The organism is Yersinia sp. 2545 StPb PI (genome assembly GCF_052217125.1).
Classification (GTDB): Bacteria; Pseudomonadota; Gammaproteobacteria; order Enterobacterales; family Enterobacteriaceae; genus Yersinia; species Yersinia enterocolitica_E.
On record NZ_JAZGPY010000001.1, the window covers coordinates 208920 to 233892 of the forward strand.

A 24973-nucleotide genomic window follows, 5' to 3' on the forward strand; every position below is an offset into this window, starting at 1 on the left:
ACTTAACAACCGCACCGGATCACCAAAACCAAAATTTAACGACTAACACAACTCCAATTGAACCTGATGCTGCTCAATAATCTTCATCACACTGGGAGGAGGCATCTGATCGGTAAACAGATAATCAATCAAATTCATATTCCCCAAATTCACCATTGCGTTACGACCAAACTTCGAGTGGTCGGTTACCAGCATCACACAACGGGAGTTCTCGATAATTGCTCGCTTGGTGCGCACTTCATGGTAATCAAACTCTAATAGTGAGCCGTCCATATCAATACCACTGATACCAAGGATGCCGTAATCAAGACGGAACTGAGAAATGAAATCCAGTGTGGCCTCACCAATAATCCCACCATCGCGGGTGCGAACTTCACCACCAGCCAGAATCAGCCGGAAATCCTCTTTAGCCGTCAGCAAGGTAGCAACGTTAAGATTATTGGTCACCACCCGCAGCCCCTTATGGTTCATCAGCGCGTGGGCGACAGCTTCTGGCGTGGTACCTATATCGATAAACAGTGTTGCACCATCGGGGATCTGGCTGGCAACACGCTGTGCAATACGGGCCTTTTCTTCCGACCACATCACTTTACGATCGTTATAGGCGGCGTTAACTGAGCTGGAAGGGAGTGCTGCACCACCATGATGACGATGAATTTTGTTTTGGTCAGCCAAATCATTCAAATCACGCCGGATGGTTTGCGGGCTAACGGCAAAATGTTCTACTAACTCTTCAGTGCTGACGTAGCCTTGTTGGCGTACCAATTCAATAATCGCATCATGCCGCTGCGTTTGCTTCACTATAATCCCCTAATGCGCCTGGTTGCTCAGGCAGTTATTGTGTGGTTCTTACGCTGTTGCGCGTATCCCAAAATGCCATTAATAACCCAATAATCAAACCTGAAACGTGAGCCGCATTGGCAATCGACAAACCTAAAACATCGAAATAACCGGCAATCAGCCAGAGGACAGAAAAAGCCATTAAACCTCGGGGCAACGAGATACCGCGCTCGGGTGCGCGCTCGCCGGTCAGCCAGACATAACCCATTAAGGCATACACCACACCAGACAGACCACCAAAATTCACACCGCTAAATAGCGATTGCCCCCAGCCACTGAACAGGGCAGATACCACAGTTAATACCAGCAATTTACCGGTGCCAAGCCGTTTTTCCATTTGTCCTGCCAGATACCACCACCACATCAGGTTAAATAAGATATGCAGTAGCGAAAAGTGTAAAAAGCCATGGCTGACCCAGCGCCAGAGTTGTAGATATTGGCTCTCGTCGCGGGGCCAGGCAAGCCATGACATAACGGCCGCATCGCCGACAATTTGCATCAGAATATAGATGGCGATGCACAGTACCATGACACTCAATGTCAGTGGGCCGGCCTGACTGCGCAGCGTCTGCAGGTAGGAAAAGCGCTGATAGGATAAATTTGAGTGTAAATTACCCGATTGCCAACTTGCGGCCTGATAGCGTGGATTGAGGGGATCGAGCAAAAACTGTTCCAGCTCCTGCTGCACCAAGGGCAATTGCTCATCATCGGCAAGCCAGATCTCTGCACCCTGAGTATCAGGCCGAACTTCCAGTACCACATTGCGAGTGGCCATATAATCCACAAAGGCCTGTGCCAGACGCGGATTAGAGATTGCTATTACACGAATCATATTGCCCATTACCGTCTATACCTTTTGTATTTGAGGCCGCAGGGTTGTGAGCTGCCTACCTGCAACGCCAATGATTTTGAGTATAGATATTATGAATGTGATTAAAGTGCTTAAAAATATCACAATCTGGTCGGTTGTGGCGAATGACAAGCTACAAACGGGTAACAAAGTCAGACATTTTCACGAATGATTTCTTGTGGATAGCTTTTGGCCCATGCCTCAAAACCACCATCAATGCTGTAAACCGCCTCAAAGCCCTGCTGGAGCAAATACTGCGCCGCCCCTTTGCTGCTATTGCCGTGGTAGCACATCACCATGACGGGCTGTTCAAAATCTGTTTGCTGCATAAAGGTATGCAGGCTGCTATTGGTCAAATGGAACGCGATGGGTGCATGGCCCGCTTCATAACTCTGTGGATCGCGGATATCGACCAATACGGCGGTATTCTCTTTCAGGCGGCTATGAGCCTGCTCAACACTGATTGTTTCAAACTGTTCCATCTTGCTCTACCTTACAAAAATGCATTTAGAGAGAAAATGCCAAAACACGATTATAATCATTTTTTAGCTGATAAATACCAGACTAACTGTAATGTTATTTTTGTCTCTGATTCCAATTTAATATGTTGTTTTTTTATAGAATTAATAAATTAAATCTATCGTTATTAATATAGGGCACATGGTTGGTTTAAAATAAAGGCATTATCTATGCTTAACCGCTTATCAAGTGCAGAATATCAATCTCAGGCTACTATTTATAATGATAATATTAAGGTGGAGAAAAGGAATGCCAGTTTGAATGCTAATCCGACATTAAAGTCATTGCTGGAATTCATTAAATATTTCAATGAAGTGGGAATTTTACAGTAAAAACGAAATGAAAAAATTATATAGGCTATATAGTTGTACTTAACTTGTCTTTTCAATCAGTAGGATTGTTGCTTCAATCCCCCAAAGATATTAAAGAGCTAACAGTTATAGCCGATAATATTATTAATATAAAAATATTATCGCCAAAGACCACTGACTGCAATAACATTGGTTTAATGTAAATTGCAGTACAGTGGTAACTTATTGCCATAACAATAAAAATAATCAAACATAACCCATCATCTGTAATAAACGCTGTGCCTGTTGTACGGCTTCCTGGCGGTGAGCAACCCCCAGTTTTTGATATAAATTACGGATATGGGTTTTAATCGTAGTGGCCGCCACTTCCAGCTCACCGGCGATCTGTTCATTACTGTAGCCGGAGTAAATCAGCCCTAATACCTGCCATTCGCGCTGGGTTAGCGGGCTGGTACGGATCAGTTCTGGTACTTGCGGGTGAGTTAGCAGTTTATCGACAAATATCTCATCAAAATGGGCGAATTTATGCCGATGGTGCTGGTTAATATCCTTCAGTATTCGCTGAGCACGATGCTGTTCCAATTCCGGTAACGCGTTAAGTTGAATCAGTTGGCGCAACTGCTGTGCCATAGCTTCACCTTCAATCACGAAATGGCTGATAAAACCGGTGCGGTTAGCCAATGACAGTGATTCAATCAGCGCTTTCTGGGCCTCACTTTTACGTTCGGTTTGCCAATAAAGGATATTACTTAACAATAGATTACGGTTGAGGTCACTGGTTAAACGAAGGCGGCGGGCATTTTCGTTCAGTTCGTCCAATACCACTTCGGCTTCATTAAACCGCCCTAGCATGATCTGTATCCGCGCGATATTACGCCACTGCCCCTGTAAAAAGTGATTATCCGCCATCCCCGGTTTTTCTGCCTGGCGCAGCCAACTTGCGGCGGCGACTTTATCCCCGGTCATCTGCCAGTGAATAACCCGTGGCTTATCGGCATTGGTTATCCAGTCGAGATGATATTGGCTGCCGTGTTGCAGGGCCTCACAACGCTGAATATACATATTGGCGTTATCCAGATCACCACGCGCCAGTGAGCATTTTGCCAGCATCGCCAAACACTGCAATTGCTGTTGGGGTTGGTAATTGACCAGAATCTCAATGCCTTTGCGTGCCGCTTCTTCCGCTTCATCCAGCCGTGACCACGACCATAAAATTTGGGAGCGAATACGCAGCAGGAATTCATGCAACGGCAACTGCTCAAGATGTTGTTCATGAATTAAATCAAGGCTTTATCTTGCGTTTCATAAGCGGCTTGCAAGAAACCTTGTGCAATCAGGATTTCGCTCTGTTGTAGCAATGCCCATAAGGCATAGTGATAGGCTTCGTGGCGACGTGCCATTTGCTCGGTTTGCTGCATCATGGGCAGCGCACGGCTTAGCTCCCCTTTACAATGATGAACTTCACCAGTTACGGAGGTTGCCACAATACGGCTATAAAAGTTCGCCATCGGCAGATATTTCAGCGCATCAGTTGCCAGTTTTTCGGCTTCATCTGGCTTACCATCATTGATAGCCACCTGAGCACGCAGGGCATCAAATTCAGCGCGCTCGAGCAAGGTATTCACCTCACCATAACGGTGTTGGCTTTGCGCCAGCCAGGCTTGTAGCAGTGCCAGTTCTGGATTCTGCACCAATAAAGAGTAAGGCAGGGCGACTAGACATTGTTCCAGCAGCGCCAACTCACTGTGGTTAAACAGCGTCCAGGCATGTTGCAGCAAGATATCACGTAACATGCCAACATCACCTGCGGCCAATGCATGGTGGATTGCTTCAGCCGGGTAGCCCAACGCCATCCAACCTTCAGCGGCTGCGTGATGCAATTCCGGTAACTCCAACGCCAATTCCCACTGGCAGCGCTGGCGCAAGAAGGTGGCAAATAGCGGGTGGAAGCAGAACCATTCACCACTGTCATCCATACGATGAATAAATAACCCTTGGCGCTCCAACTCTTCCAGCCGTTGCTGACCGTTATCTTCCCCAGTCAGGCGCACAATCAGGGCATCATTCATGGAACGTAATACTGAGCAACGCAGCAGAAAAACGCGGGAATTGCTATCCACCTGATCTAATACTTCATCCACCAGATAGTCTGACAAATGGCTGGCATTTAACCCTGCCAGGCGTTTTGCCGATTTTTGCGCGGATGAGTTTGGCTGACGCGATGACAGTGCTATCAGTTGCAGCGCGGTAGCCCAGCCTTCAACTTCATCACACAAGCTGCTGCTATCACCTTGTTCCAGTGGCACTGACAGGCGGCAATCAAAAAATTGCTGTGCTTCCTGATGATTAAATGCCAGTTGCTGCATGCCTAATTCCAGCAACTGATCGCGCACCCGCAGGTTAGCAATTCCCAGCGGTGGCAAGGTGCGGGATAGCAGGATCAGCGTCATATTTTCCGGCTGGTGACGCAGAAAGAAGCGCACAGCTTCATGAACAGCGTCATTGGTAATCAGATGATAGTCATCGATGACCAGATAAAGCGGGCCGTCCCAATCGGACAACTCGATAAATAATTGAGCAAACAGCGCTGAAAGGCTGGCGTATTGATGCTTTTGGCTGAGCGCTTCACTTTTACTGCAATGGCCGCCAGTCGCCAACTGTACCGCAGCAATCAGATAAGAGGCGAAACGCTCTGGTTGATTGTCACTTTCATCCAGTGAATACCACCCGAGATTGGATTGGTCGGCAGCCCATTGGGCGATCAACGTGGTCTTACCATAACCGGCTGGGCAATTGATCAAAGTCAGGCGATAGTTTGCTACACCTGATAACTTAACCAATAGACGGTCGCGTATCACGGTATTTTGCAGCCGTACCGAGCGGCTCAGTTTTGAGGGGATCAGCATGCTGTGTCCGGTTTAACCAATATCCGGTGAGAAGACGTCCTGGCGAGTGATATGTCCATTTGTAATTAAATGTTACAGGCATTCATAAGAGTAATTATTTTTAGCCTCGTAATTAATCAGCACTGCTAAGGTCTGATAACGGCCATGTTATTGCAATAGAGTTAATGTTTCATATGGCTGTAAGTTGCACCGGATCACAATTTTAGCTACGCCCTGCGACTCATCCCCAGCTAATCCCCCGGCAGGATGATGCCCTTGTCAGTTCTCATTGGCAGGATAAGGGTAAAATTACCCCACTCACAGGATAGAGACTCCCTATGTCACAGCCTACGCTTAAAAAGGACGATTTCCTGGCCGCACTGACCCGCCAGTGGCAGCGCTTTGGCCTAACCTCCGCTCAGCAAATGACTCAACACCAATGGTGGGAAGCTGTCAGCGCGGCGTTAGCCGAACAATTGGCGGCTCAGCCTGCACCAGGTAAAACCCAAAAAGTCCAACGGCATGTTAACTACATTTCAATGGAGTTTTTGATTGGTCGTTTAACGGCAAACAACCTGATTAATCTGGGTTGGTATGACCAAGTGGAGGCGTTGCTGGCCGAGCAGCAAATTAACCTGTGTGATTTGCTGGAGCAGGAGACTGACCCTGCATTGGGTAATGGCGGTCTTGGGCGTTTGGCGGCCTGTTTCCTTGATTCGATGGCAACCGTTGAGCAACCCGCCACCGGTTATGGTCTGAATTATCAATATGGTCTGTTCCGTCAATCTTTCAGTGAATGTAAACAACAGGAAGCCCCGGACAACTGGCAGCGCGAGAGTTATCCGTGGTTTCGCCATAATGCGGCGTTGGCGGTTGATGTCGGCTTTGCTGGCAAGTTAGAAAAACTCGCTGATGGCCGCCAGGTGTGGCGTCCGGCCTTCACCTTGCGCGGTGAAGCTTGGGATTTACCGGTGCTGGGTTTTCGCAATGGTGTAACACAGCCGTTGCGCCTGTGGCAGGCTACTCATCAACATCCATTTGATTTAACTAATTTTAATGATGGGAAGTTCCTGCTGGCAGAACAAAATGGCGTTGAAGCAGAAAAACTGACCAAAGTATTGTATCCAAACGATAACCATCTGGCCGGCAAACGTCTGCGCCTGATGCAGCAATACTTCCAATGCGCCTGCTCGGTGGCGGATATTTTACGTAAGCACCATCTGGCTGGTCGTAAACTGGCTGAATTGCCTGACTATGAAGTTATTCAACTGAATGATACCCACCCGACTATCGCTATTCCTGAAATGCTGCGAGTACTGCTGGATGAGCATCAGCTAAGCTGGGATGCGGCGTGGGCGATCACCAGTAAAACCTTCGCCTATACCAACCACACGTTGATGCCTGAAGCACTTGAATGTTGGGATGAAAAATTGGTGCGTAGTTTGTTGCCACGCCATTTTGTCATCATCAAGCAGATCAATGCGCAGTTTAAAAAGGTGGTGGATAAGCAATGGCCTGGGGATGAAGCGGTGTGGGCCAAGCTGGCGGTTCATCATAATAAGCAAGTGAGAATGGCCAATCTGTGTGTGGTCAGCGGCTTTGCCGTCAACGGCGTAGCGCAACTGCATTCTGATCTGGTTATCAAAGACTTATTCCCTGAATACTATCAATTATGGCCAAATAAATTCCATAATGTTACTAATGGTATTACGCCGCGCCGTTGGTTGAAGCAATGTAATCCGGCATTATCTGGCCTGATTGATGAAACGCTGAAAGTGGAATGGGCGAATAATCTGGATGCATTAGCTGGGCTTGAGTCTTATGCCGAAGATAAGGCTTTTAGGGGCCGTTATCAGCAGATCAAATATGACAACAAAGTTAAGTTAGCTGAATACGTTAAGCGAACTATGGGGTTGGTGATTAATCCAGACGCCATCTTCGATGTGCAGATTAAGCGGTTGCATGAATATAAGCGTCAGCATTTGAATCTGTTACATATTCTGTCGCTCTACCGCCAGATCCGTGACAACCCGAATCTGGATATTGCGCCGCGGGTGTTCTTGTTTGGTGCCAAAGCTGCACCTGGTTATTATTTAGCTAAGAATATTATTTATGCGATCAATCAGGCCGCCGATAAGATCAACAATGATCCGATCGTCAAAGATCGCCTAAAAGTGGTCTTTATCCCCGATTATCGGGTTTCAGTCGCGGAATTGATGATTCCTGCGGCGGATGTATCGGAGCAGATTTCAACTGCCGGTAAAGAAGCCTCTGGTACTGGCAACATGAAACTGGCACTGAATGGTGCATTGACTGTGGGCACTCTCGATGGGGCTAACGTTGAGATTGCCGAGCAGGTGGGTGACGAGAATATCTTTATTTTCGGTAACACCGTGGAGCAGGTAAAAGCCATTTTGGCGAAAGGCTATAAGCCGCAGCAGTATCTTAAAGCTGACGCGCACCTGAAAAGCATTCTGGATGAGCTGACCAGTGGTGCGTTCAGCCAAGGTGATAAGCACGCATTTGACATGATGTTGCATAGCCTGTTGGAAGGGGGTGACCCTTATCTGGTATTGGCTGATTTTGCCTCATACTGTCAGGCACAGAAGCAAATTGATGCCCTGTACCGCGATAAGGATGAATGGACCCGCCGTACCATTCTTAACACTGCCCGGGTAGGGATGTTCAGTTCTGACCGTTCAATTCGTGATTACCAATCACGGATTTGGCAAGCCAAACGTTAAGGAGAAGACTGCATGGATCGTAAATCGCTCGATCAAGCAGCGACACTGGCAGGGATAGCCGCCAGCTACATTAATGCTCATGGTAAGCCGCAGGCTATTTTGCCGGAAACCAAGCAGCAGTTGTTGGCGGCCATGGGGCGCACTCAGGTGCCTCAGGACACCTCGACAGAAAATACACCACTACCGGTGGTGAAAGTATTTACTTTTGGTAGCCCAATGCAGCTACCAATGGCGGGTTCAGGCGATTATCACTGGCAATTGCAGACAGAAAAAGGTGAGTTGCACCAGGGGCGTATCAGTGCAAAAAAGACGCTGACATTGCCATCTTCTCTGCCGCAGGGTTATCACCGTTTGATTCTCGAACAAGGGTTACAGCAGTGGCAGTGTTCAATTATTGTGGCACCGAAACGTTGCTATGAGCCAGATGCGTTGCTGGCAGGGAAAAAGTTGTGGGGCGCTTGTGTACAGCTCTATACCCTGCGTTCCGAACGCAACTGGGGGATTGGTGATTTTGGTGATCTCAGCCAAATGTTGGAACAGGTGGGCGAGCGTGGTGGTGCCTTTATCGGTTTGAATCCAATTCATGCGCTGTATCCGGCTAACCCACAGAGTGCTAGCCCCTATAGCCCCTCTTCAAGACGCTGGTTGAATGTGGTTTATATCGACGTGAACCGCGTGGATGAGTTTCAGCACAGTGAAGCGGCGCAGCTCTGGTGGCATCAACCAGCAACGCAACAGACGCTGGCTGAAATTCGGGCTAATGAGTGGGTTGATTATCCGCAAGTTATGCAACTGAAATTGATGGCGCTGCGTTTGGCCTTCCCGTTGTTTACTGCTCGTAAAGTAAAAGATGCACGGATGCAGGCGTTCCACCAGTTTGTGGAACAAGGCGGTCGTAGTCTGCATCAACAAGCAGCTTTTGATGCGCTACATGCTCATTTAAGTGCGCAAGACCCAATGATGTGGGGCTGGCCGGTGTGGCCAGAAAAATATCGTGATGGGCACAGCAGTGCTGTAGCTGATTTTTGCCGCGAATACGCGAGTGATGTGACCTTCTATCTATGGTTACAGTGGTTGGCCGCCACTCAGTTTGATAACTGTTTTCGCAACAGCCAGACACGAAAAATGCCGATTGGTTTGTACCGTGATTTAGCTGTTGGTGTGGCTGAAGGTGGCGCTGAAACCTGGTGTGACCGCGAGTTATATTGTCTGAAAGCTTCAGTAGGGGCTCCGCCTGATATTTTAGGGCCGCTGGGCCAGAACTGGGGGTTGCCACCAATGGACCCGCACGTCATGGTTGCGCGTGCCTACCAGCCTTTTATCGATTTGCTGCGCGCTAATATGACCAGTTGTGGTGCTCTGCGTATTGATCATGTGATGGCCTTATTGCGTCTGTGGTGGATTCCCTACGGGCAGACTGCCGCCCAGGGGGCTTATGTTAAATATCCGGTCGATGATCTATTGGCGATATTGGCGCTGGAAAGTCAGCGTCATCACTGCATGGTGATTGGCGAGGATTTAGGCACGGTACCGGTAGAGATTGTGGCTAAGCTGCGTGACAGCGGGGTGTATTCCTATAAGGTGCTCTATTTTGAGCATGACAGTGAGAATACCTTCCGTGCGCCACAATCTTATCCGGCACAGGCGATGGCCACCATTACGACCCATGACTTGCCGACCTTACGGGGCTATTGGCAAAGTGACGATCTGACGTTGGGGAATAAGCTGGGGTTATATCCAGACCAACAGATATTGAAGCAGCTTTATCTTGATCGGGAACGGGCCAAGCAAGGATTATTGGAAGGGTTACATCACTATGACTGTGTGCCAAAGAAGGTAGGCCATAAAGCGTCACTCCTCTCGATGAGCCCAGTCCTTAACCGGGGATTACAGCGTTATGTTGCTGACAGCGCCAGCGCATTACTGGGTTTGCAACCGGAAGATTGGTTAGATATGGCGACACCGGTAAACATCCCCGGAACCAGTGAGGAATATCCGAACTGGCGGCGTAAATTGACCTCGACCTTGGAAGAGATGTTTGCTGACAGTCAGGTTAATCGTTTATTGAAGGATTTGGATAAGCGGCGCAAGAATGTGTCGGCGGGATGATAAGGGAGGGAATCTCTCAGTAGGCTGCCAATAAAGTGCTCGTGGCGGAGAGAACAGGCAGATCGTAAAGACGCCATCAATACGTCGATGTAGGCTCGTGCCGCGCCATCCCTGGCGCGGACGCTTTACTCTTCTACCTATCCTCGCCGCTCCAGATTGAGTCATCTGGTTTTGTCAGCATTAAGAACAATATTATTCATTGGTGTTACAGCAAGGCAGCAAGCGAACAAATCCCGATGAGCTGACATCAGTCAGTGATTCGGGTGAGCGAGCGAAGCTAACACCGCTGTAGCACTAAGGACGCAGGACAATTAGTAATAGCAATGCTCAATTATTAGCCAAAGTTATTGGTGTTACAGCAAGGCAGCAAGCGAACAAATCCCGATGAGCTGACATCAGTCAGTGATTCGGGTGAGCGAGCGAAGCTAACACCGCTGTAGCGCCAAGGACGCAGGATAATTAGTAATAGGAATGCTCGCCGCGTTGATGCTCGGTCAAATCCCTCACGCCTTTCAATTCTGGGAATTTCTGCAACAGCTCTTTTTCGATGCCTTCTTTCAATGTGACATCAACCATAGAGCACCCGTTACAGCCACCGCCGAATTGCAGGATAGCCAATGCATCTGGTGTGATCTCCATCAATGTTACACGGCCACCATGCCCGGCCAGTTGCGGGTTAATCTGCGATTGCAGAACATATTCAACCCGCTCCATCAATGGTGCAGTATCATCAACTTTACGCATTTTGGCATTAGGCGCTTTCAGGGTAAGTTGAGAGCCTAGTTGGTCAGTGACGAAATCGATTTCAGCGTCGTCCAAATAAGGCTTGCTCATTTCATCAACATAGGCAGATAACTGCTCAAATTTCAGTACAGTATCTGTTGCTTCGACCGCATCCGGTGGGCAGTAAGACACGCCGCATTCAGCGGTGGGTGTTCCGGGGTTGATAACAAATACCCGGATTTGGGTGCCTTCTTCTTGATTTGCCAACAGTTTGGCAAAATGAGATTGTGCTGCGTCTGTTATTGTGATCATGGCATCTGCTCAATAGTTGACTATTCTTGTCGGTTATAATACGCCCATTGCTAGGGTGACTACAAGGTTCGGCAGATACACCACACCTGTAATGAGGCAATCCCCTCGGACCAGAGTAGATCGGCAATCTCATTCAGTGTACTGCCCGTTGTTACGACATCATCCAGCAGAGCAATATGTTGGCCGCGAAGAGACTGTGTACAACGAAATATCCCCCGCATATTTTTACGTCGCGCGGTAGCTTTCAATCGCTGCTGCGGTGGTGTAGCCCGTACTCGCTGTAACGTCATATTACTGTAGTGGCAGCCAAGCCAGTGTGCCAATGGCCGTGCTAACAGGTCTGTTTGGTTATAGCCGCGCCGCCAACAGCGCCTGCGGTGTAAAGGCACACTAATGATTCTTTCTGGCCTGATAACCTTACCCTGACGGTAGGCATCAAGCCAGCGTAACAATAATAAACGGGCCAGTACCGGAGCCAACGGTGTGACGCCGTTAAATTTGAACTTTTTTATCAGCCCGTTCAAGGGCGGAATATAATCACTGACAAAGGTCATACTCGCCCAGCGGGGTGGTGCGTTAAGGCAGCGGCCACAAGGTAATGCCGGGTTAGTGCAGGGCAAGCCGCAGCGAGGGCAACAGGGCGGTAATTTAGGTAAATGCTGGTTGCAATAACAACAAATGCCATGCCTGGGATGATATAACCGCTGCCGGCATAGCCAACACTGGCTGACGATTGTTAGCATGTTTATCTTCCTTGATAAGTGATGTATGACGCGGCTAAGGCAACAGGATATTAACGTATGAAACAACTGTATTGGAACATCTGCGGTGAAGGTGATTGCGATCTTGTGCTGCTGCACGGATGGGGGCTGAACGCCGAAGTCTGGCATTGCATAATTGATAGACTCGCGCCGCATTTTCGTCTGCATTTGGTGGACCTCCCCGGTTATGGGCGCAGCAAAGATTTTGGTACGATGCCACTGTCTGATATGGCGGCAATTGTCTTACAACAAGCACCACCGCGCGCCTTGTGGCTCGGTTGGTCGATGGGCGGGCTGGTGGCCAGTCAGATAGCTTTGACTCAACCAGAGCGCGTGCGTGGGCTGATAACTGTCTCCTCCTCGCCATGTTTTACTGCGCATGATGAATGGCCGGGGATTCGGCCGGAAGTCTTGGCTGGTTTTCAGCAACAGTTAAGTGAGGATTTTCAGCGTACCGTTGAGCGTTTTCTGGCATTGCAAACTTTGGGGACGGAAAGTGCACGACAGGATGCCCGTTTATTGAACGCGGTGGTGCTACAACACCAGATGCCAGAGGTGGAGGTGTTAATCGGCGGGCTAGACATTCTGCGTACTGCAGATTTACGACCCGCACTGGGCAAATGCACTCTACCTTTGTTGCGCATTTATGGTTATCTGGATGGGCTGGTGCCGCGCAAAGTGGCTTCGTTATTAGATAGTGCCTGGCCGCAGAGTCAATCGGTGGTGATGAAGGGAGCAGCTCATGCCCCTTTTGTTTCTCATCCTGATGATTTTTCAAAATTACTTATAGATTTTTCAGCACATGTTGACGCTAAAATCACACTGGAATAGCTAACTGCCACAGATTTAAGGCCTTAGCACATAGAGATGAATGGAATTTAATGCGTAATTTAATGGCTAAATATTAAATTTACTTAATAATTAAGAAGGTTCAAATTGGCGCATCCCCGCGCACTGGCATGGGGAGAGCCTTTTCTTTAGAGGTGTGGGCGGCCACTGCGCGTGGCGTAACATCAGCCAACTGTCTTGAATTAAATCAATATCATCTTTGTTTTTCTTACTGTTTTTATACGCATTAACCCTTCACTTGTGAGGTATTCGGTATGCATTTATTGAAAAATCTGGCTATTGCTCTGGTTGTGACCGGGGTTTCTTTTGGCGCGATGGCGGCGAAAGAAATTACTAAAGAAGAAGCGAAGAATTACGAGAAGATTGGCACCATCACCACGTCGGGTCAGGCAACATCGCCGATGGATGTGAAAGAAGAGCTGTCGAAAATGGCGGATGAGAAAGGCGGTAAGTATTATGTGATCATCGCCGAGCGTGAAAAGAAGAAATTTGACGCTGATGCCGATGTTTATAAGTAATAAAAAGGCAGAGATGCCCATCGGGCATCTCTTTTTGTGACTTAATGATGATTTTTTATTTTATAAATCACAGTGTTACATTTATTTTTTCCTTCAGGGCAGCTCTTGCAACTGCCCGTCAGGCACCCACTATTATCTTGCTCAATGCGTTCAACCTTGCCCATTGCCGTCAGCCTTTCTAGCATGGCCTCAACCAGGGGTAAAGGTGTTGCCAATTGCTGGCTTAGTTGACTCGCTCCCACACTACCACTGAGCGCGATGGCATCGCGTAATTGGAGTAGGCTCGCCATCATGCCTCCTGTTGTAACAAAAGCGGTTTGTTAATGGCAATCATTGCTTGCACTCTGACAACAGCTCGCAGGTTTACTGTTTTGCAACCTGACAGTTACCCGGCTCCGCGCGCGGCGCAATCCAAACAAGATCAATGCATTAATCACCATAACCACCGCAATAATCATTAGGCTTTGTTGCGGGTGCTGGTGAAACGTGGCGGCTTGGTAGAACAGGGTTGCCAGTGAGTAGGCCACATTTAACCCCCACAATATTGAGAAGGTCATCCAGCCGCGGCTGGTTTCCCGAGCGATAGCCCCCATGACTGAGACGCAGGGCACATAGAGCAACACAAATATCAGGTAGCTATAGGCAGCAATACTGGAACCGAATTTACTGCTCATCATGCCCATCGAACCGGCTGCCATTTCACCATCACCTTTGCTGGCTTCAATGGGATTGGATAACACGCTAAGGCTAAAAGTATCTTTTAAGCCCTGCCAGGTAGTTTTAACCGCCCCGACCAATTCGCCCGGTAAGTTGAAGCTCTCGGCATCAAAGGGTTCATTCTTAATCTGCTCTGCGGTATAGAGAGTATTGAGTGTCCCTACCACCACTTCTTTTGCCATGGCGCCGGTCACTAACCCCACGGTTGCCTGCCAGTTATCGCCATGAACACCCATGGGTGCCAGCAGTGGCGTCAGCACTTTACTGACTGAGGCCAGTGCTGAGTCATTGATGCTATCTACCGGTTTGCCACTGAAAGAGAAGCTGTTCAGGCCGCCGATGAAGATACTGGCAATGACAATCACTTTCCCTGCGCGCAGGACAAAACCTTTTAACCGTTGCCAGGTTTGCAATAATAAACTCTTTAGATGGGGCACATGATAAACCGGCAGTTCCATCACAAAGGGTGAGGCTTCGCCACGCATAATGGTGTATTTCAGCACCAGCCCAGTGAGGATGGCGACCGCGATACCCAATAGATAAAGAGAGAAAACGATACTGGCCCCATCCTGACCGAAGAATGCCGCCGCGAAGACGGCAAAAATCGCCAGCCGTGCGCCACAGGACATAAAGGGTGCCATCATGATGGTTATCAGGCGTTCGCGTTGCGCATCCAGTGTTCGTGCACCCATGATCGAGGGCACATTACAGCCGAAACCGACAATCAGTGGTACGAAGGATTTACCCGGTAACCCCAGCGCCTGCATCAGCCGGTCCATAACAAATGCGGCTCGGGCCATATAACCGGAGTCTTCCAAAAAGGAGAGAAACAGGTACATCATGCCAATTTGTGGCACCAACGGCAGCACGGTATTAATCCCGCCCCCCACGCCTTGAGCGAGGAAGATGGTTAACCACTGTGGGAAATGCAGCGTATAACCCACCCATTGCAACCCCTGAATAAAGATAGCCGCAGAGCCGATATCAAATATGGGTTGCAACGCCCCACCGATATTGATGGCTAAGACAAACATTAAATACATGACAAACAGAAAGATCGGGACACCTAACCAGCGATTAAGGATCACTTTATCAAGCGCTTGTGTCAGGCGGTTCGGTTCCGCTTGCTGCGAGTTACCGACCACATCACAGATGCGGGCAATACTTTGATAGCGGGCATCGGCTATCACCAGCTCGGGATCTTCGTGTTGGCTTGCTCGCAGATTTTCACGCGCTAGCGCCACGATTGAGGGCGCTATGCCTGCACGTGCCAGGCTATAGATATCACCTTCCAATATTTGCAGTGCCAGCCAACGGCGCTGCTGTACCGGCCAGGACTCAGGCATGGCCTGTACCAACTTATCTACTTCACTGAGCAGCACTGGCGGGTAGTTAACCAAAGCCTTAAAGGGAATTGGCTGAAGTTCATCAATACTGCTTTTTAATTCATTGATACCCTGCCCGCGAGTGGAGACCAGCGGAATAACCGGGCAACCTAACTGCTGAGATAATGCCTTGATATCAATATCGATATGTTGGCTTTTGGCAATATCCAACATATTGAGCGCCACAATACAGGGAATACCCAATTCAACCAGTTGCAGTGTCAGGTAGAGATTGCGCTCCAGATTCACCGCATCAATGACATTAATCAGCAGGTCAGCTTCACCACTTAGAATGTAGTGACAAGCAATTTGCTCATCCAGCGAGGTTTGCTCAGAAATGGTGGTCAGGGAGTAGGTTCCCGGCAGGTCAACCAATGTCACTTGATGTTGCGCGGTAGTGAAATGGCCTTCTTTGCGCTCCACCGTAACCCCGGCCCAGTTCCCCACCCGTTGGCGGGCACCGGTTAACTGGTTAAAAAGGGTGGTTTTACCTGCATTGGGATTGCCGATCAGGCCGATTGTGAGTGCTTTCATGATCCAACGTGATATTAGTAAATTAAAATCAGACTACGCAGGGGGGCTTTGACACGCAGCCCGGCAGCCAAAATAGGATGTTGACCCGCAATATTAGGGTTGCAAGTCCAGCGTAAGCAGATCTAAGTCTTTTTTCCGTAGCACCAGACTGACGCGGCGGGTCTCTATCTGAATGGGGTCACCTAATGGCGCGAGGCGGACAACATTAAACGAAGAGCCGGGCAGCATACCCAGTGACAATAATTTCTGCCGGTAAGCCGGGCTGATTTCAGGCGAGAAACCAACAATTTTATAGGAACGCTGCGGGATAAGATGCATAGGTGCCTCTTGTTATTACGTTATTGGCGTACCAAAATTCAGAGTGATACGACTCTAAAAGGTAATAGATAAAATAATAATAGTAAGAATCGTTTTCATATTCAACTAAGGTGAAATACTCAAAGGTAAGTATTCGTTACTATTTCATTTTTATATACCCGTCATACTTCCATCTGCCTGTGTGTTGGCTACGCTCACTAACCCGAATCACTTACTCATGTAAGCTTATCGGGATTATCTCGCTTGCCGCCTTCCTGAAACTCGAATTATTTAGGGTATAATTAATGAGTCTGATTTTTATTTATGCTTGTTTTACCATCAAATTAACATAATCGCAAATGAAAATAATGAGTTAAATCAGTTAACTGAATGTTTCCATTATGCCCTGTTAGGGCAGTTAAATACCGATTGTTAACATAATTAATTCACTCACATTTTAATAAAATAACATTCGGATTTTAATTAACTCACAGAATGTCTTCATAATTATTTATAAATTAGAGTGAATAATTGACGAAATTAACCCTCATGTTAAATAGATTGTTAAATTAACGCCGATTTAATCATGATGTAAACGTCATTTCGCAGCAGAAAAGAATCGCGTGCTAATTAATTTAAAAGATAAATCTTCAGCTTTATAGAAGAAAAGGATATGAGAGGAAATATTAAAGATGTCGCGATAATTTGAAACAAAAACGTAAATGAAAAAAGGGCCACCAACGTGGCCCTGAGTAGAGATATCAGCGTTTTTTAAATGCCGCCGCCAGTGCATCACTCATGGCGCTGTTGCTACCAGAATTACTGTCTGCCCGGCCCTTGGCTGCTGGGCGACTGTTCGCATCATTGCTGTTACGAGGCTGGCTGGCACCACGATTGTCATTACGACCATTGGCGCTGCTATTCGCACTATTAGCGCCATTGTTACCACGACGCGAGCCGCCTTCACCAGGCTGTTCATCAAGGCGCATGGTCAGGGCAATGCGCTTGCGTTGCAAATCCACTTCCATGACTTTCACTTTGACGATATCCCCGGCTTTCACCACCTTATGTGGGTCATCGACAAACTTATCCGCCAGTGATGAAATATGTACCAAACCATCCTGATGAACACCAATATCAACAAAGGCACCAAAGTTGGTCACGTTAGTGACCGAGCCTTCGAGGATCATGCCCGGAGTCAGGTCATTGAGCGTCTCTACACCTTCAGCGAAGGTTGCGGTTTTGAACTCAGGGCGTGGGTCACGGCCTGGCTTTTCTAACTCGCGTAGAATATCGGTGACCGTCGGGACACCAAATTGCTCGGTGGTGAAATCACGCGCATTAAGATTACGCAGCGCGGTAGCATTACCCATTAGGTCCTGCAATGCCTGTTCAGTTGCAGCCAAAATGTGCTCAACAATCGGGTAGGCTTCTGGATGCACGGTTGATGCGTCCAGCGGGTTATTGCCATGATTGATACGCAGGAAGCCGGCACACTGCTCGAAGGCTTTCGGCCCGAGGCGGCTGACTTTGAGCAATTGCTCACGGTTATGGAAGCGGCCATTCTCATCACGCCAGCTAACAATGTTTTGCGCCATCATGCGGGTTAAACCCGCAACCCGGGTCAGTAACGGCACCGACGCGGTGTTTAAATCCACACCCACGGCGTTTACGCAGTCTTCCACTACCGCATCCAGCTTTTTCGCCAGTTGGCTTTGGCTAACATCATGTTGATACTGGCCGACCCCGATAGATTTCGGGTCAATTTTTACCAGTTCAGCCAGTGGATCTTGTAACCGCCGGGCAATAGACACTGCACCACGGATGGAGACATCCAGATCTGGGAACTCCAGCGCCGCCAACTCCGAGGCGGAGTAAACCGAGGCTCCAGCTTCGCTGACAATCACTTTTTGCGCGGTGACTGCCGGATACTGTTGCTGTAGCTCGACAAAGAAACGCTCGGTTTCCCGCGATGCCGTACCATTCCCGATAGCCACCAGTTCAACCTGATGCTTGATGCATAGGGCGGCCACCACGGCGGCGGCTTTAGCAGCCTGCCCGGTATGAGGGTAGATGGTATCAAAGGCAACCAGCTTGCCGGTAGCGTCCACTATCGCCACTTTCACCCCAGTCCGCAGGCCCGGATCAAGGCCCATGGTGGCGCGCATGCCGGCAGGGGCTGCCATCAACAGATCTTGCATGTTACGGGCGAATACGTTGATTGCTTCATCTTCGGCTCGTTCGCGCAGGGTACTCATCAGCTCGGTTTCCAGATGCATCAGCACTTTGATACGCCAGGTCCAGTTGACCACCGCTTTGCGCCAACCGTCTGCTGGCGCATTATTCAGCCGCAGGTCGAGATGGTTAATAATTATCTGCTCGCCCTGACTTTCGCGCGGCGGTTCGTCAAACTGCGGATCCGGATTTAGCGCCAGTTGCAGCACACCTTCATTACGTCCACGGAACATTGCCAGTGCGCGGTGAGAAGGGACTTGGGCGATAGGTTCGTGGCTGTCAAAGTAATCGCGGAATTTAGCGCCTTCCTGCTCTTTGCCTTCCACCACTTTTGCTACCAAATGGGCATTTTTCCACAAATACTGGCGCACTTTCGCCAGTAGGGTTGCATCTTCTGCAAAGCGCTCCATCAGGATATAGCGTGCACCATCCAGTGCCGCTTTCGTATCTGCAACACCTTTATCGGCATCAACATAAGCGAGAGCAACCTGTTCTGGCTCTTGCTGTGGGTCATGCCATAAACTGTCCGCCAATGGTTCCAGACCGGCTTCAATCGCAATCTGACCACGGGTGCGGCGCTTCGGTTTATAAGGGAGATATAAATCTTCAAGCTCAGTTTTACTCATGGTGCCATTGATGGCACCGGCCAACTGCTCAGTGAGCTTGCCCCTTTCTTCAATTGATTTAAGAATGGTTTGGCGGCGCTCTTCGAGTTCACGCAGATAGCCCAAACGACTTTCCAACTGGCGCAACTGGGTATCATCCAACCCGCCGGTAACTTCCTTACGATACCGCGAAATAAACGGCACGGTATTACCTTCATCAAGCAGGCGGATAGCAGAGATAACTTGCTCCGGCCGCGCCTGTAGTTCGCTTGCAATAATGCTGCTCAGTTGTTCATTCATAAGTCTGATGTCAAGTCTGATAGTGAGTAGGAAAAATGGCAGAAGATAGTTATACGGATTGCCCGGATAAATTGCCAGTAGAGCGGCAGCAGAGCTTGAGGTAACGTGGACTTATCGGTAAAAAGTTAGGGTATAGTAGAAGCATCAATGCCAAAGGGATAATTATATGGCGAAAAGTAATTACATTACCCGCGAAGGCTGGCAGGCGCTGGATCGTGAATTGCATTATCTGTGGCGGGAAGAGCGCCCGGTGGTAACACAGGCGGTGTCTGAAGCCGCAGCAATGGGTGACCGTTCGGAAAACGCTGAATATATCTATGGTAAGAAGCGGCTACGAGAGATTGATCGCCGGGTACGCTTTTTGACCAAACGCCTTGAGGTGCTGAAAGTTGTCGACCCTGACCCGCGTCAGGAAGGAAAAGTCTTTTTTGGTGCCTGGGTGCGGGTAGAAAATGAATTAGAAGAGCAGCGCATCTTTCGCCTGGTTGGGCCGGATGAGTTTGATCCGGCAAAAAAATGGATTTCTATCGATTCACCGGTTGCCCGTGCCTTAATTGGCAAGCAGGTGGAGGATGAGGTGACGGTTCAGACACCAAATGGTGAAGCAACCTACTGGATATTAGAGATCCGCTACCGCCCATTTGACGAAAGTGTTGATAATTAGGCACAACAATAAGCTTTGTAACAATTTCGACTAGAATGTATACCATAAAAAGCTGTCTGTTATACACGTCATACTTCAAGCTGCATGTGTGTTGGCTTCCTTCGTTCACCCTCCGTCACTGACTCATGTAAGTGACCGAGGGCTCGCTCAGTTGCCGCCTTCCTGCGACTCGAATTATTTAGGGTATAAAGTAAGTTTTTTTAACAATGTACAGGTTCGAGCAATACGGCCTTTGGGAGTAATAAAATGCAAGAGAATCACAAGATTCTGGTCGTTGATGACGATATGCGCCTGCGCGCGCTGTTGGAACGTTACCTAACAGAGCAAGGTTTCCAGGTGCGCAGCGTTGCCAATGCTGAACAGATGGATCGCTTGCTGACCCGTGAGTCTTTCCACCTGATGGTGCTTGATCTGATGTTACCGGGTGAAGATGGTCTATCTATCTGCCGCCGTCTGCGTAGCCAAAGTAACCCGATGCCGATCATTATGGTGACGGCTAAGGGTGAGGAAGTTGACCGTATCGTCGGATTGGAAATTGGTGCTGACGATTATATTCCTAAGCCATTCAACCCCCGAGAGTTACTGGCCCGTATTCGTGCGGTGTTACGCCGTCAGGCTAACGAGCTACCGGGTGCACCTTCACAGGAAGAAGCAGTGATTGCGTTTGGTAAGTTCAAACTCAATTTAGGCACGCGCGAGATGTTTCGTGAAGATGAGCCTATGCCACTGACTAGCGGTGAGTTTGCGGTGCTGAAAGCCTTGGTGAGTCATCCACGTGAGCCGTTGTCACGCGATAAGCTGATGAATCTGGCCCGAGGTCGCGAATACAGTGCGATGGAGCGTTCCATCGACGTACAGATTTCACGTCTGCGGCGTATGGTCGAGGAAGATCCGGCGCATCCGCGCTATATCCAAACTGTATGGGGCTTGGGCTACGTATTTGTACCGGACGGCAGTAAAGCATGAGGCGATGGCGCTTTTCTCCACGTAGCTCATTTGCCCGAACCTTATTACTGATTGTGACCTTGCTGTTCGTCAGTCTGGTCACCACGTATTTGGTGGTGCTGAATTTCGCCATTTTGCCCAGTTTGCAGCAGTTTAACAAAGTGTTGGCGTATGAAGTTCGTATGCTGATGACTGACCGGCTGCAATTGGAAGATGGCACGCTACTTGAAGTCCCGCCGGCGTTTCGGCGTGAGATTTACCGTGAATTGGGGATTTCGCTTTATACCAATGCTGCGGCGGAGGAAAGTGGCCTGCGTTGGGCACAGCATTACAAATTTCTCAGTGATCAAATGGCCCAACAATTGGGTGGGCCAACCGATGTTCGGGTCGAAGTTAATAAAAACTCCCCTGTTGTCTGGCTAAAGACGTGGTTATCGCCGGATATTTGGGTACGAGTGCCATTAACTGAGATCCATCAGGGCGATTTCTCGCCACTGTTCCGTTATACCCTGGCAATTATGTTATTGGCTGTAGGGGGAGCCTGGCTGTTTATCCGTATTCAGAATCGGCCATTAGTTGAGCTGGAGCATGCCGCTTTGCAGGTGGGTAAAGGGATTATTCCGCCACCGCTACGGGAGTATGGTGCGTCAGAGGTGCGTTCGGTTACCCGGGCATTTAACCAAATGGCCGCCGGCGTGAAGTTGTTGGCGGATGATCGGACCTTGCTGATGGCTGGGGTTAGCCATGATTTACGCACGCCGTTGACCCGTATTCGTTTGGCGACTGAAATGATGAGTGAAGCCGATGGATACCTTTCTGAGTCAATCAATAAAGATATCGAAGAGTGCAACGCCATTATTGAGCAATTTATCGATTATCTACGTACCGGGCAGGAGATGCCGACAGAGTCGAGTGATTTGAATGCCGTACTCGGTGAAGTGATCGCGGCTGAAAGTGGTTATGAGCGGGTAATCGAGACTGATTTGTGTGCAGGTGAAGTGCTGGTGGATATCCATCCGTTATCGATTAAGCGTGCGTTGGCCAATATGGTGGTGAATGCGGCGCGTTACGGTAATGGCTGGATAAAAGTCAGTAGTGGCACTGAGCTACAGCGTGCGTGGTTCCAGGTTGAGGATGACGGCCCTGGTATCAAGCCTGAAGATTTGAAGCATCTGTTCCAGCCTTTTGTGCGTGGCGATAGCGCGCGGAGTACCAGTGGTACTGGACTGGGCTTGGCGATTGTGCAGCGGATTATTGATGCCCACGCCGGTTCGTTGGATATCGGTACCAGTGAGCGAGGCGGTTTACGGATCCGGGCGTATATTCCGTTGCCGTTAGATATGAAGGCGAAGCCACCGGCGGTAGTGTGAGTTTTATTTTGGTTATTTAGTATGGTGATCAGGTTCGGTTGATATGAGTTTAGTGGTCAGGTTCGGTTATGGTGGGGTCGGATCAGGTTTCGGTTGATATGAGTTAAGTGCCTAATTTACCTCCGTAGCCTCAACCGAGCAGGAGGGCAAGCCGGCCCTCCTGCACCTGCGGCTTGCGCGAAATATTGCCCTACGGGTAAACCGCCTACGTCTTTCGGGCTGACGAGCCAGCGCGATTCGCTCCTGCTCAAGCGCGCTTTTCGCGGGCGTCCATGCCCGCTCACTCTACCCTCATTCCTTGTCGGCAATATTCCTGATTGCGCTCAACGTCAAAACCATCATTTTTTGCTGTTGATTTCCTCTTTTGACTTTCAAAGCACATTTGAGCTGCCGAATGAAGAGTGAAGGTAGGACGCGAGGCAGGGAAGCCGAGCGAGCCGTGCTTGAGCAGGAGCGAATCACGGCGGTCCGTGAGCCGAAACGATGAGTGAGGGAACCCACGCAGTGGGCAGGCGATACGTGCGAAGCGCGGGATTCCACAAGGGTGCGCGCCCGCACCCTTTGGCGGTTGAGGCAACGGAGACAAGTTAATCACTGAACTCATATCAACCGACCCGGATCACTAAACAACTAATAATAAACACTCGACCCGACCCGGATCACTGAACAACTAATAATGAACACCCGACCCCGATCACTCATCCACCAAACCTGATCTAATCCATTTTTGATTGGCGAAAAACAAAAGGGACACAAATGTGTCCCTTCCATAATCATTACAAAATCAACGCTAACTTAGAGCTTTGGCCCTGCGCTAACCAATGCAGCACCTGCTGGGGTATCAGTATACTTATCAAAGTTAGTGGTAAAACGCTTCGCCAGATCTTCGGCTTTCTCTTGCCACTGTGCCACATCAGCGTAAGTGTCACGAGGATCGAGGATCTCTGGGTTCACGCCCGGTAATGCTGTTGGCACCGCCAGATCAAAGATTGGCAGAGTGAAGGTTTCTGCTTTATCAATCTCACCGTTCAGAATGGCGTCAATGATGCCACGGGTATCCTTGATGGAAATACGTTTGCCAGTGCCATTCCAGCCAGTATTGACCAGATAGGCTTGTGCGCCCACCGCTTGCATACGTTTAACCAGCACTTCTGCATATTGTGTTGGATGCAGCGACAGGAAAGCTGCACCAAAACAGGCTGAGAAGGTCGGTGTTGGCTCAGTTACACCGCGCTCAGTACCAGCCAGTTTAGCGGTGAAGCCAGACAGGAAGTGATACTGGGTTTGATTTGCTGTCAGGCGTGATACTGGTGGCAATACACCAAAGGCATCAGCAGTCAGGAAGATAACCTTAGTGGCATGACCCGCTTTAGAAACCGGTTTAACGATATTTTCAATGTGATAGATCGGGTAAGAAACACGGGTGTTTTCCGTTTTGGAACCATCATTGAAATCAACGGTACCATCGGCCAGTACTACCACGTTCTCCAGCAAGGCATCACGCTTAATAGCATGATAAATATCCGGTTCTGCCTCTTCAGATAACTTGATGGTTTTGGCGTAGCAGCCACCTTCAAAGTTAAATACGCCGTCATCATCCCAACCATGTTCGTCATCACCAATCAACTTACGTTTCGGATCAGTCGACAGCGTGGTTTTACCGGTACCAGACAGACCGAAGAAGATAGCCACATCGCCTTTCTCGCCGACGTTGGCCGAGCAGTGCATGGAAGCAATGCCTTTCAGTGGCAGCAGGTAGTTCATCATCGAGAACATACCTTTCTTCATTTCGCCGCCATACCATGTGCCGCCAATGAGCTGCATACGTTCTGTCAGGTTAAAGGCAACAAAGTTCTCGGAATTCAGACCTTGCTCTTTCCAGTCTGGGTTGGTGCATTTAGCGCCATTCATGACGATAAAATCAGGCTCGAAATGGGCCAGTTCTTCGTCTGATGGGCGGATAAACATGTTTTTGACAAAATGAGCCTGCCACGCGACTTCAGTGACAAAGCGAACTTGCAGGCGAGTATCGGCGTTAGCACCGCAGAAAGTATCAACAACAAACAGACGCTTACCGGACAGTTGCTCGGTTACCAACCCTTTCAAGTGGCTCCAGGTTTCCTGACTCAGTGGCTTGTTATCATTTTTGCCTTTGCCCTGATCGGCCCACCACACGGTATCTTGAGTGATGGCATCGCGGACAATATATTTATCTTTTGGCGAGCGGCCGGTAAAAATCCCGGTATCTACCGCTATTGCTCCTGTGGTGGTGAGGATTCCGCGCTCGTATCCTTCAAGCGTGGGTTTGGTCTCTTCCTGGAACAGTAAATCATAGCTTGGGTTGTAAACAATCTCGCTGACGTTATGGATGCCATAGGCGGCGAGCTCCTGCGGGGTAATTCCTTTAACACTCATGTCATAACTCCTGGATCGTCAATTTTCTACCAGCGATTGTAAATCCTCATCTCTGATTAACAGCGATAGCTATCAAATATTTCAA

At 49.0% G+C, this 24973-nt stretch carries 17 protein-coding genes and 1 pseudogene; 7 read left to right on the forward strand and 11 right to left on the reverse strand.

The window, feature by feature from the left end:
- Nucleotides 1–42: 42 nt before the first annotated feature.
- The 4 genes and pseudogenes from V1955_RS00805 to malT form a co-directional block, all read right to left on the reverse strand.
- Entirely contained in the window at nucleotides 43–801 is a 759-nt protein-coding gene (locus V1955_RS00805) for a DeoR/GlpR family transcriptional regulator (RefSeq protein WP_083161259.1), read from the reverse strand.
- 34 nt (nucleotides 802–835) lie between these two features.
- Nucleotides 836–1672, reverse strand: a complete 837-nt coding sequence (gene glpG / locus V1955_RS00810; RefSeq protein WP_083163953.1) for a rhomboid family intramembrane serine protease GlpG — start codon at nucleotides 1670–1672, stop codon at nucleotides 836–838.
- Nucleotides 1673–1842: 170 nt separating this feature from the next.
- On the reverse strand, nucleotides 1843–2172 hold the full coding sequence (gene glpE / locus V1955_RS00815; protein WP_083161257.1) for a thiosulfate sulfurtransferase GlpE: 330 nt from the start codon (nucleotides 2170–2172) through the stop codon (nucleotides 1843–1845).
- Nucleotides 2173–2766: 594 nt separating this feature from the next.
- Nucleotides 2767–5426, reverse strand: a pseudogene (gene malT, locus V1955_RS00820) (HTH-type transcriptional regulator MalT).
- A 317-nt stretch (nucleotides 5427–5743) separates the two neighbouring features.
- On the opposite strand from malT, the gene malP reads away from it, so the two are divergent.
- Nucleotides 5744–8149 (forward strand): maltodextrin phosphorylase, encoded by a 2406-nt coding sequence (gene malP, locus V1955_RS00825; RefSeq protein WP_442820431.1) that lies wholly within the window; start codon nucleotides 5744–5746, stop codon nucleotides 8147–8149.
- A gap of 12 nt (nucleotides 8150–8161) precedes the next feature.
- Nucleotides 8162–10258 carry a 4-alpha-glucanotransferase gene (malQ, locus tag V1955_RS00830; protein ID WP_372568489.1) on the forward strand — a complete coding sequence of 699 codons (2097 nt, stop codon included), beginning with the start codon at nucleotides 8162–8164 and terminating at the stop codon, nucleotides 10256–10258.
- 459 nt (nucleotides 10259–10717) lie between these two features.
- Here malQ and nfuA read toward each other — a convergent pair whose 3' ends face one another.
- Nucleotides 10718–11293: a Fe-S biogenesis protein NfuA gene (nfuA, locus tag V1955_RS00835; protein WP_083161247.1), complete on the reverse strand. Its 576-nt coding sequence runs from the start codon at nucleotides 11291–11293 to the stop codon at nucleotides 10718–10720.
- 59 nt (nucleotides 11294–11352) lie between these two features.
- Complete coding sequence (gene gntX, locus V1955_RS00840) at nucleotides 11353–12036, reverse strand: DNA utilization protein GntX (RefSeq protein WP_083161245.1); 684 nt, start codon at nucleotides 12034–12036, stop codon at nucleotides 11353–11355.
- Between the two features lie 57 nt (nucleotides 12037–12093).
- On the opposite strand from gntX, the gene bioH reads away from it, so the two are divergent.
- The gene (gene bioH / locus V1955_RS00845; protein ID WP_442820432.1) at nucleotides 12094–12885 is read left to right on the forward strand and encodes a pimeloyl-ACP methyl ester esterase BioH; all 792 of its coding nucleotides are present in this window, start codon (nucleotides 12094–12096) and stop codon (nucleotides 12883–12885) included.
- A gap of 272 nt (nucleotides 12886–13157) precedes the next feature.
- Nucleotides 13158–13421 (forward strand): YdgH/BhsA/McbA-like domain containing protein, encoded by a 264-nt coding sequence (locus tag V1955_RS00850; RefSeq protein ID WP_372568491.1) that lies wholly within the window; start codon nucleotides 13158–13160, stop codon nucleotides 13419–13421.
- Between the two features lie 41 nt (nucleotides 13422–13462).
- Here V1955_RS00850 and V1955_RS00855 read toward each other — a convergent pair whose 3' ends face one another.
- The 4 genes from V1955_RS00855 to V1955_RS00870 all read right to left on the reverse strand — a co-directional run bounded on the left by V1955_RS00855 (nucleotide 13463) and on the right by V1955_RS00870 (nucleotide 19494).
- Nucleotides 13463–13711, reverse strand: coding sequence for a FeoC-like transcriptional regulator (locus V1955_RS00855; RefSeq protein ID WP_083161241.1), 249 nt, complete (start codon nucleotides 13709–13711; stop codon nucleotides 13463–13465).
- A 30-nt stretch (nucleotides 13712–13741) separates the two neighbouring features.
- Nucleotides 13742–16057: a Fe(2+) transporter permease subunit FeoB gene (gene feoB / locus V1955_RS00860; protein WP_083161240.1), complete on the reverse strand. Its 2316-nt coding sequence runs from the start codon at nucleotides 16055–16057 to the stop codon at nucleotides 13742–13744.
- Between the two features lie 93 nt (nucleotides 16058–16150).
- Nucleotides 16151–16375 (reverse strand): ferrous iron transporter A, encoded by a 225-nt coding sequence (gene feoA, locus V1955_RS00865; protein WP_005186094.1) that lies wholly within the window; start codon nucleotides 16373–16375, stop codon nucleotides 16151–16153.
- Nucleotides 16376–17115: 740 nt separating this feature from the next.
- Nucleotides 17116–19494 carry a Tex family protein gene (locus tag V1955_RS00870; protein WP_083161239.1) on the reverse strand — a complete coding sequence of 793 codons (2379 nt, stop codon included), beginning with the start codon at nucleotides 19492–19494 and terminating at the stop codon, nucleotides 17116–17118.
- Between the two features lie 166 nt (nucleotides 19495–19660).
- Here V1955_RS00870 and greB point away from each other — a divergent pair, with 166 nt between their 5' ends.
- The 3 genes from greB (at nucleotide 19661) to envZ (ending at nucleotide 22473) form a co-directional block, all read left to right on the forward strand.
- Nucleotides 19661–20158: a transcription elongation factor GreB gene (gene greB, locus V1955_RS00875; RefSeq protein ID WP_005186101.1), complete on the forward strand. Its 498-nt coding sequence runs from the start codon at nucleotides 19661–19663 to the stop codon at nucleotides 20156–20158.
- A gap of 246 nt (nucleotides 20159–20404) precedes the next feature.
- Entirely contained in the window at nucleotides 20405–21124 is a 720-nt protein-coding gene (ompR, locus tag V1955_RS00880) for an osmolarity response regulator transcription factor OmpR (protein ID WP_004709363.1), read from the forward strand.
- Nucleotides 21121–22473 (forward strand): two-component system sensor histidine kinase EnvZ, encoded by a 1353-nt coding sequence (envZ, locus tag V1955_RS00885; protein WP_083161238.1) that lies wholly within the window; start codon nucleotides 21121–21123, stop codon nucleotides 22471–22473. Before ompR ends, envZ begins: the two co-directional genes overlap by 4 nt.
- Before the next feature lie 795 nt (nucleotides 22474–23268).
- On the opposite strand, the gene pckA is transcribed toward envZ, so the two are convergent.
- Nucleotides 23269–24888 carry a phosphoenolpyruvate carboxykinase (ATP) gene (pckA, locus tag V1955_RS00890; RefSeq protein ID WP_083161237.1) on the reverse strand — a complete coding sequence of 540 codons (1620 nt, stop codon included), beginning with the start codon at nucleotides 24886–24888 and terminating at the stop codon, nucleotides 23269–23271.
- Nucleotides 24889–24973 lie beyond the last annotated feature (85 nt).

What these genes read in the sequence shown, in the direction of transcription:
- glpG (WP_083163953.1), bottom strand. Translation starts at nt 1,672, where the DNA reads ATGATTCGTGTAATAGCAATCTCTAATCCGCGTCTGGCACAGGCCTTT.
- glpE (WP_083161257.1), bottom strand. Translation starts at nt 2,172, where the DNA reads ATGGAACAGTTTGAAACAATCAGTGTTGAGCAGGCTCATAGCCGCCTG.
- malP (WP_442820431.1), top strand. Translation starts at nt 5,744, where the DNA reads ATGTCACAGCCTACGCTTAAAAAGGACGATTTCCTGGCCGCACTGACC.
- malQ (WP_372568489.1), top strand. Translation starts at nt 8,162, where the DNA reads ATGGATCGTAAATCGCTCGATCAAGCAGCGACACTGGCAGGGATAGCC.
- nfuA (WP_083161247.1), bottom strand. Translation starts at nt 11,293, where the DNA reads ATGATCACAATAACAGACGCAGCACAATCTCATTTTGCCAAACTGTTG.
- gntX (WP_083161245.1), bottom strand. Translation starts at nt 12,036, where the DNA reads ATGCTAACAATCGTCAGCCAGTGTTGGCTATGCCGGCAGCGGTTATAT.
- bioH (WP_442820432.1), top strand. Translation starts at nt 12,094, where the DNA reads ATGAAACAACTGTATTGGAACATCTGCGGTGAAGGTGATTGCGATCTT.
- V1955_RS00850 (WP_372568491.1), top strand. Translation starts at nt 13,158, where the DNA reads ATGCATTTATTGAAAAATCTGGCTATTGCTCTGGTTGTGACCGGGGTT.
- V1955_RS00855 (WP_083161241.1), bottom strand. Translation starts at nt 13,711, where the DNA reads ATGGCGAGCCTACTCCAATTACGCGATGCCATCGCGCTCAGTGGTAGT.
- feoB (WP_083161240.1), bottom strand. Translation starts at nt 16,057, where the DNA reads ATGAAAGCACTCACAATCGGCCTGATCGGCAATCCCAATGCAGGTAAA.
- feoA (WP_005186094.1), bottom strand. Translation starts at nt 16,375, where the DNA reads ATGCATCTTATCCCGCAGCGTTCCTATAAAATTGTTGGTTTCTCGCCT.
- V1955_RS00870 (WP_083161239.1), bottom strand. Translation starts at nt 19,494, where the DNA reads ATGAATGAACAACTGAGCAGCATTATTGCAAGCGAACTACAGGCGCGG.
- greB (WP_005186101.1), top strand. Translation starts at nt 19,661, where the DNA reads ATGGCGAAAAGTAATTACATTACCCGCGAAGGCTGGCAGGCGCTGGAT.
- ompR (WP_004709363.1), top strand. Translation starts at nt 20,405, where the DNA reads ATGCAAGAGAATCACAAGATTCTGGTCGTTGATGACGATATGCGCCTG.
- envZ (WP_083161238.1), top strand. Translation starts at nt 21,121, where the DNA reads ATGAGGCGATGGCGCTTTTCTCCACGTAGCTCATTTGCCCGAACCTTA.
- pckA (WP_083161237.1), bottom strand. Translation starts at nt 24,888, where the DNA reads ATGAGTGTTAAAGGAATTACCCCGCAGGAGCTCGCCGCCTATGGCATC.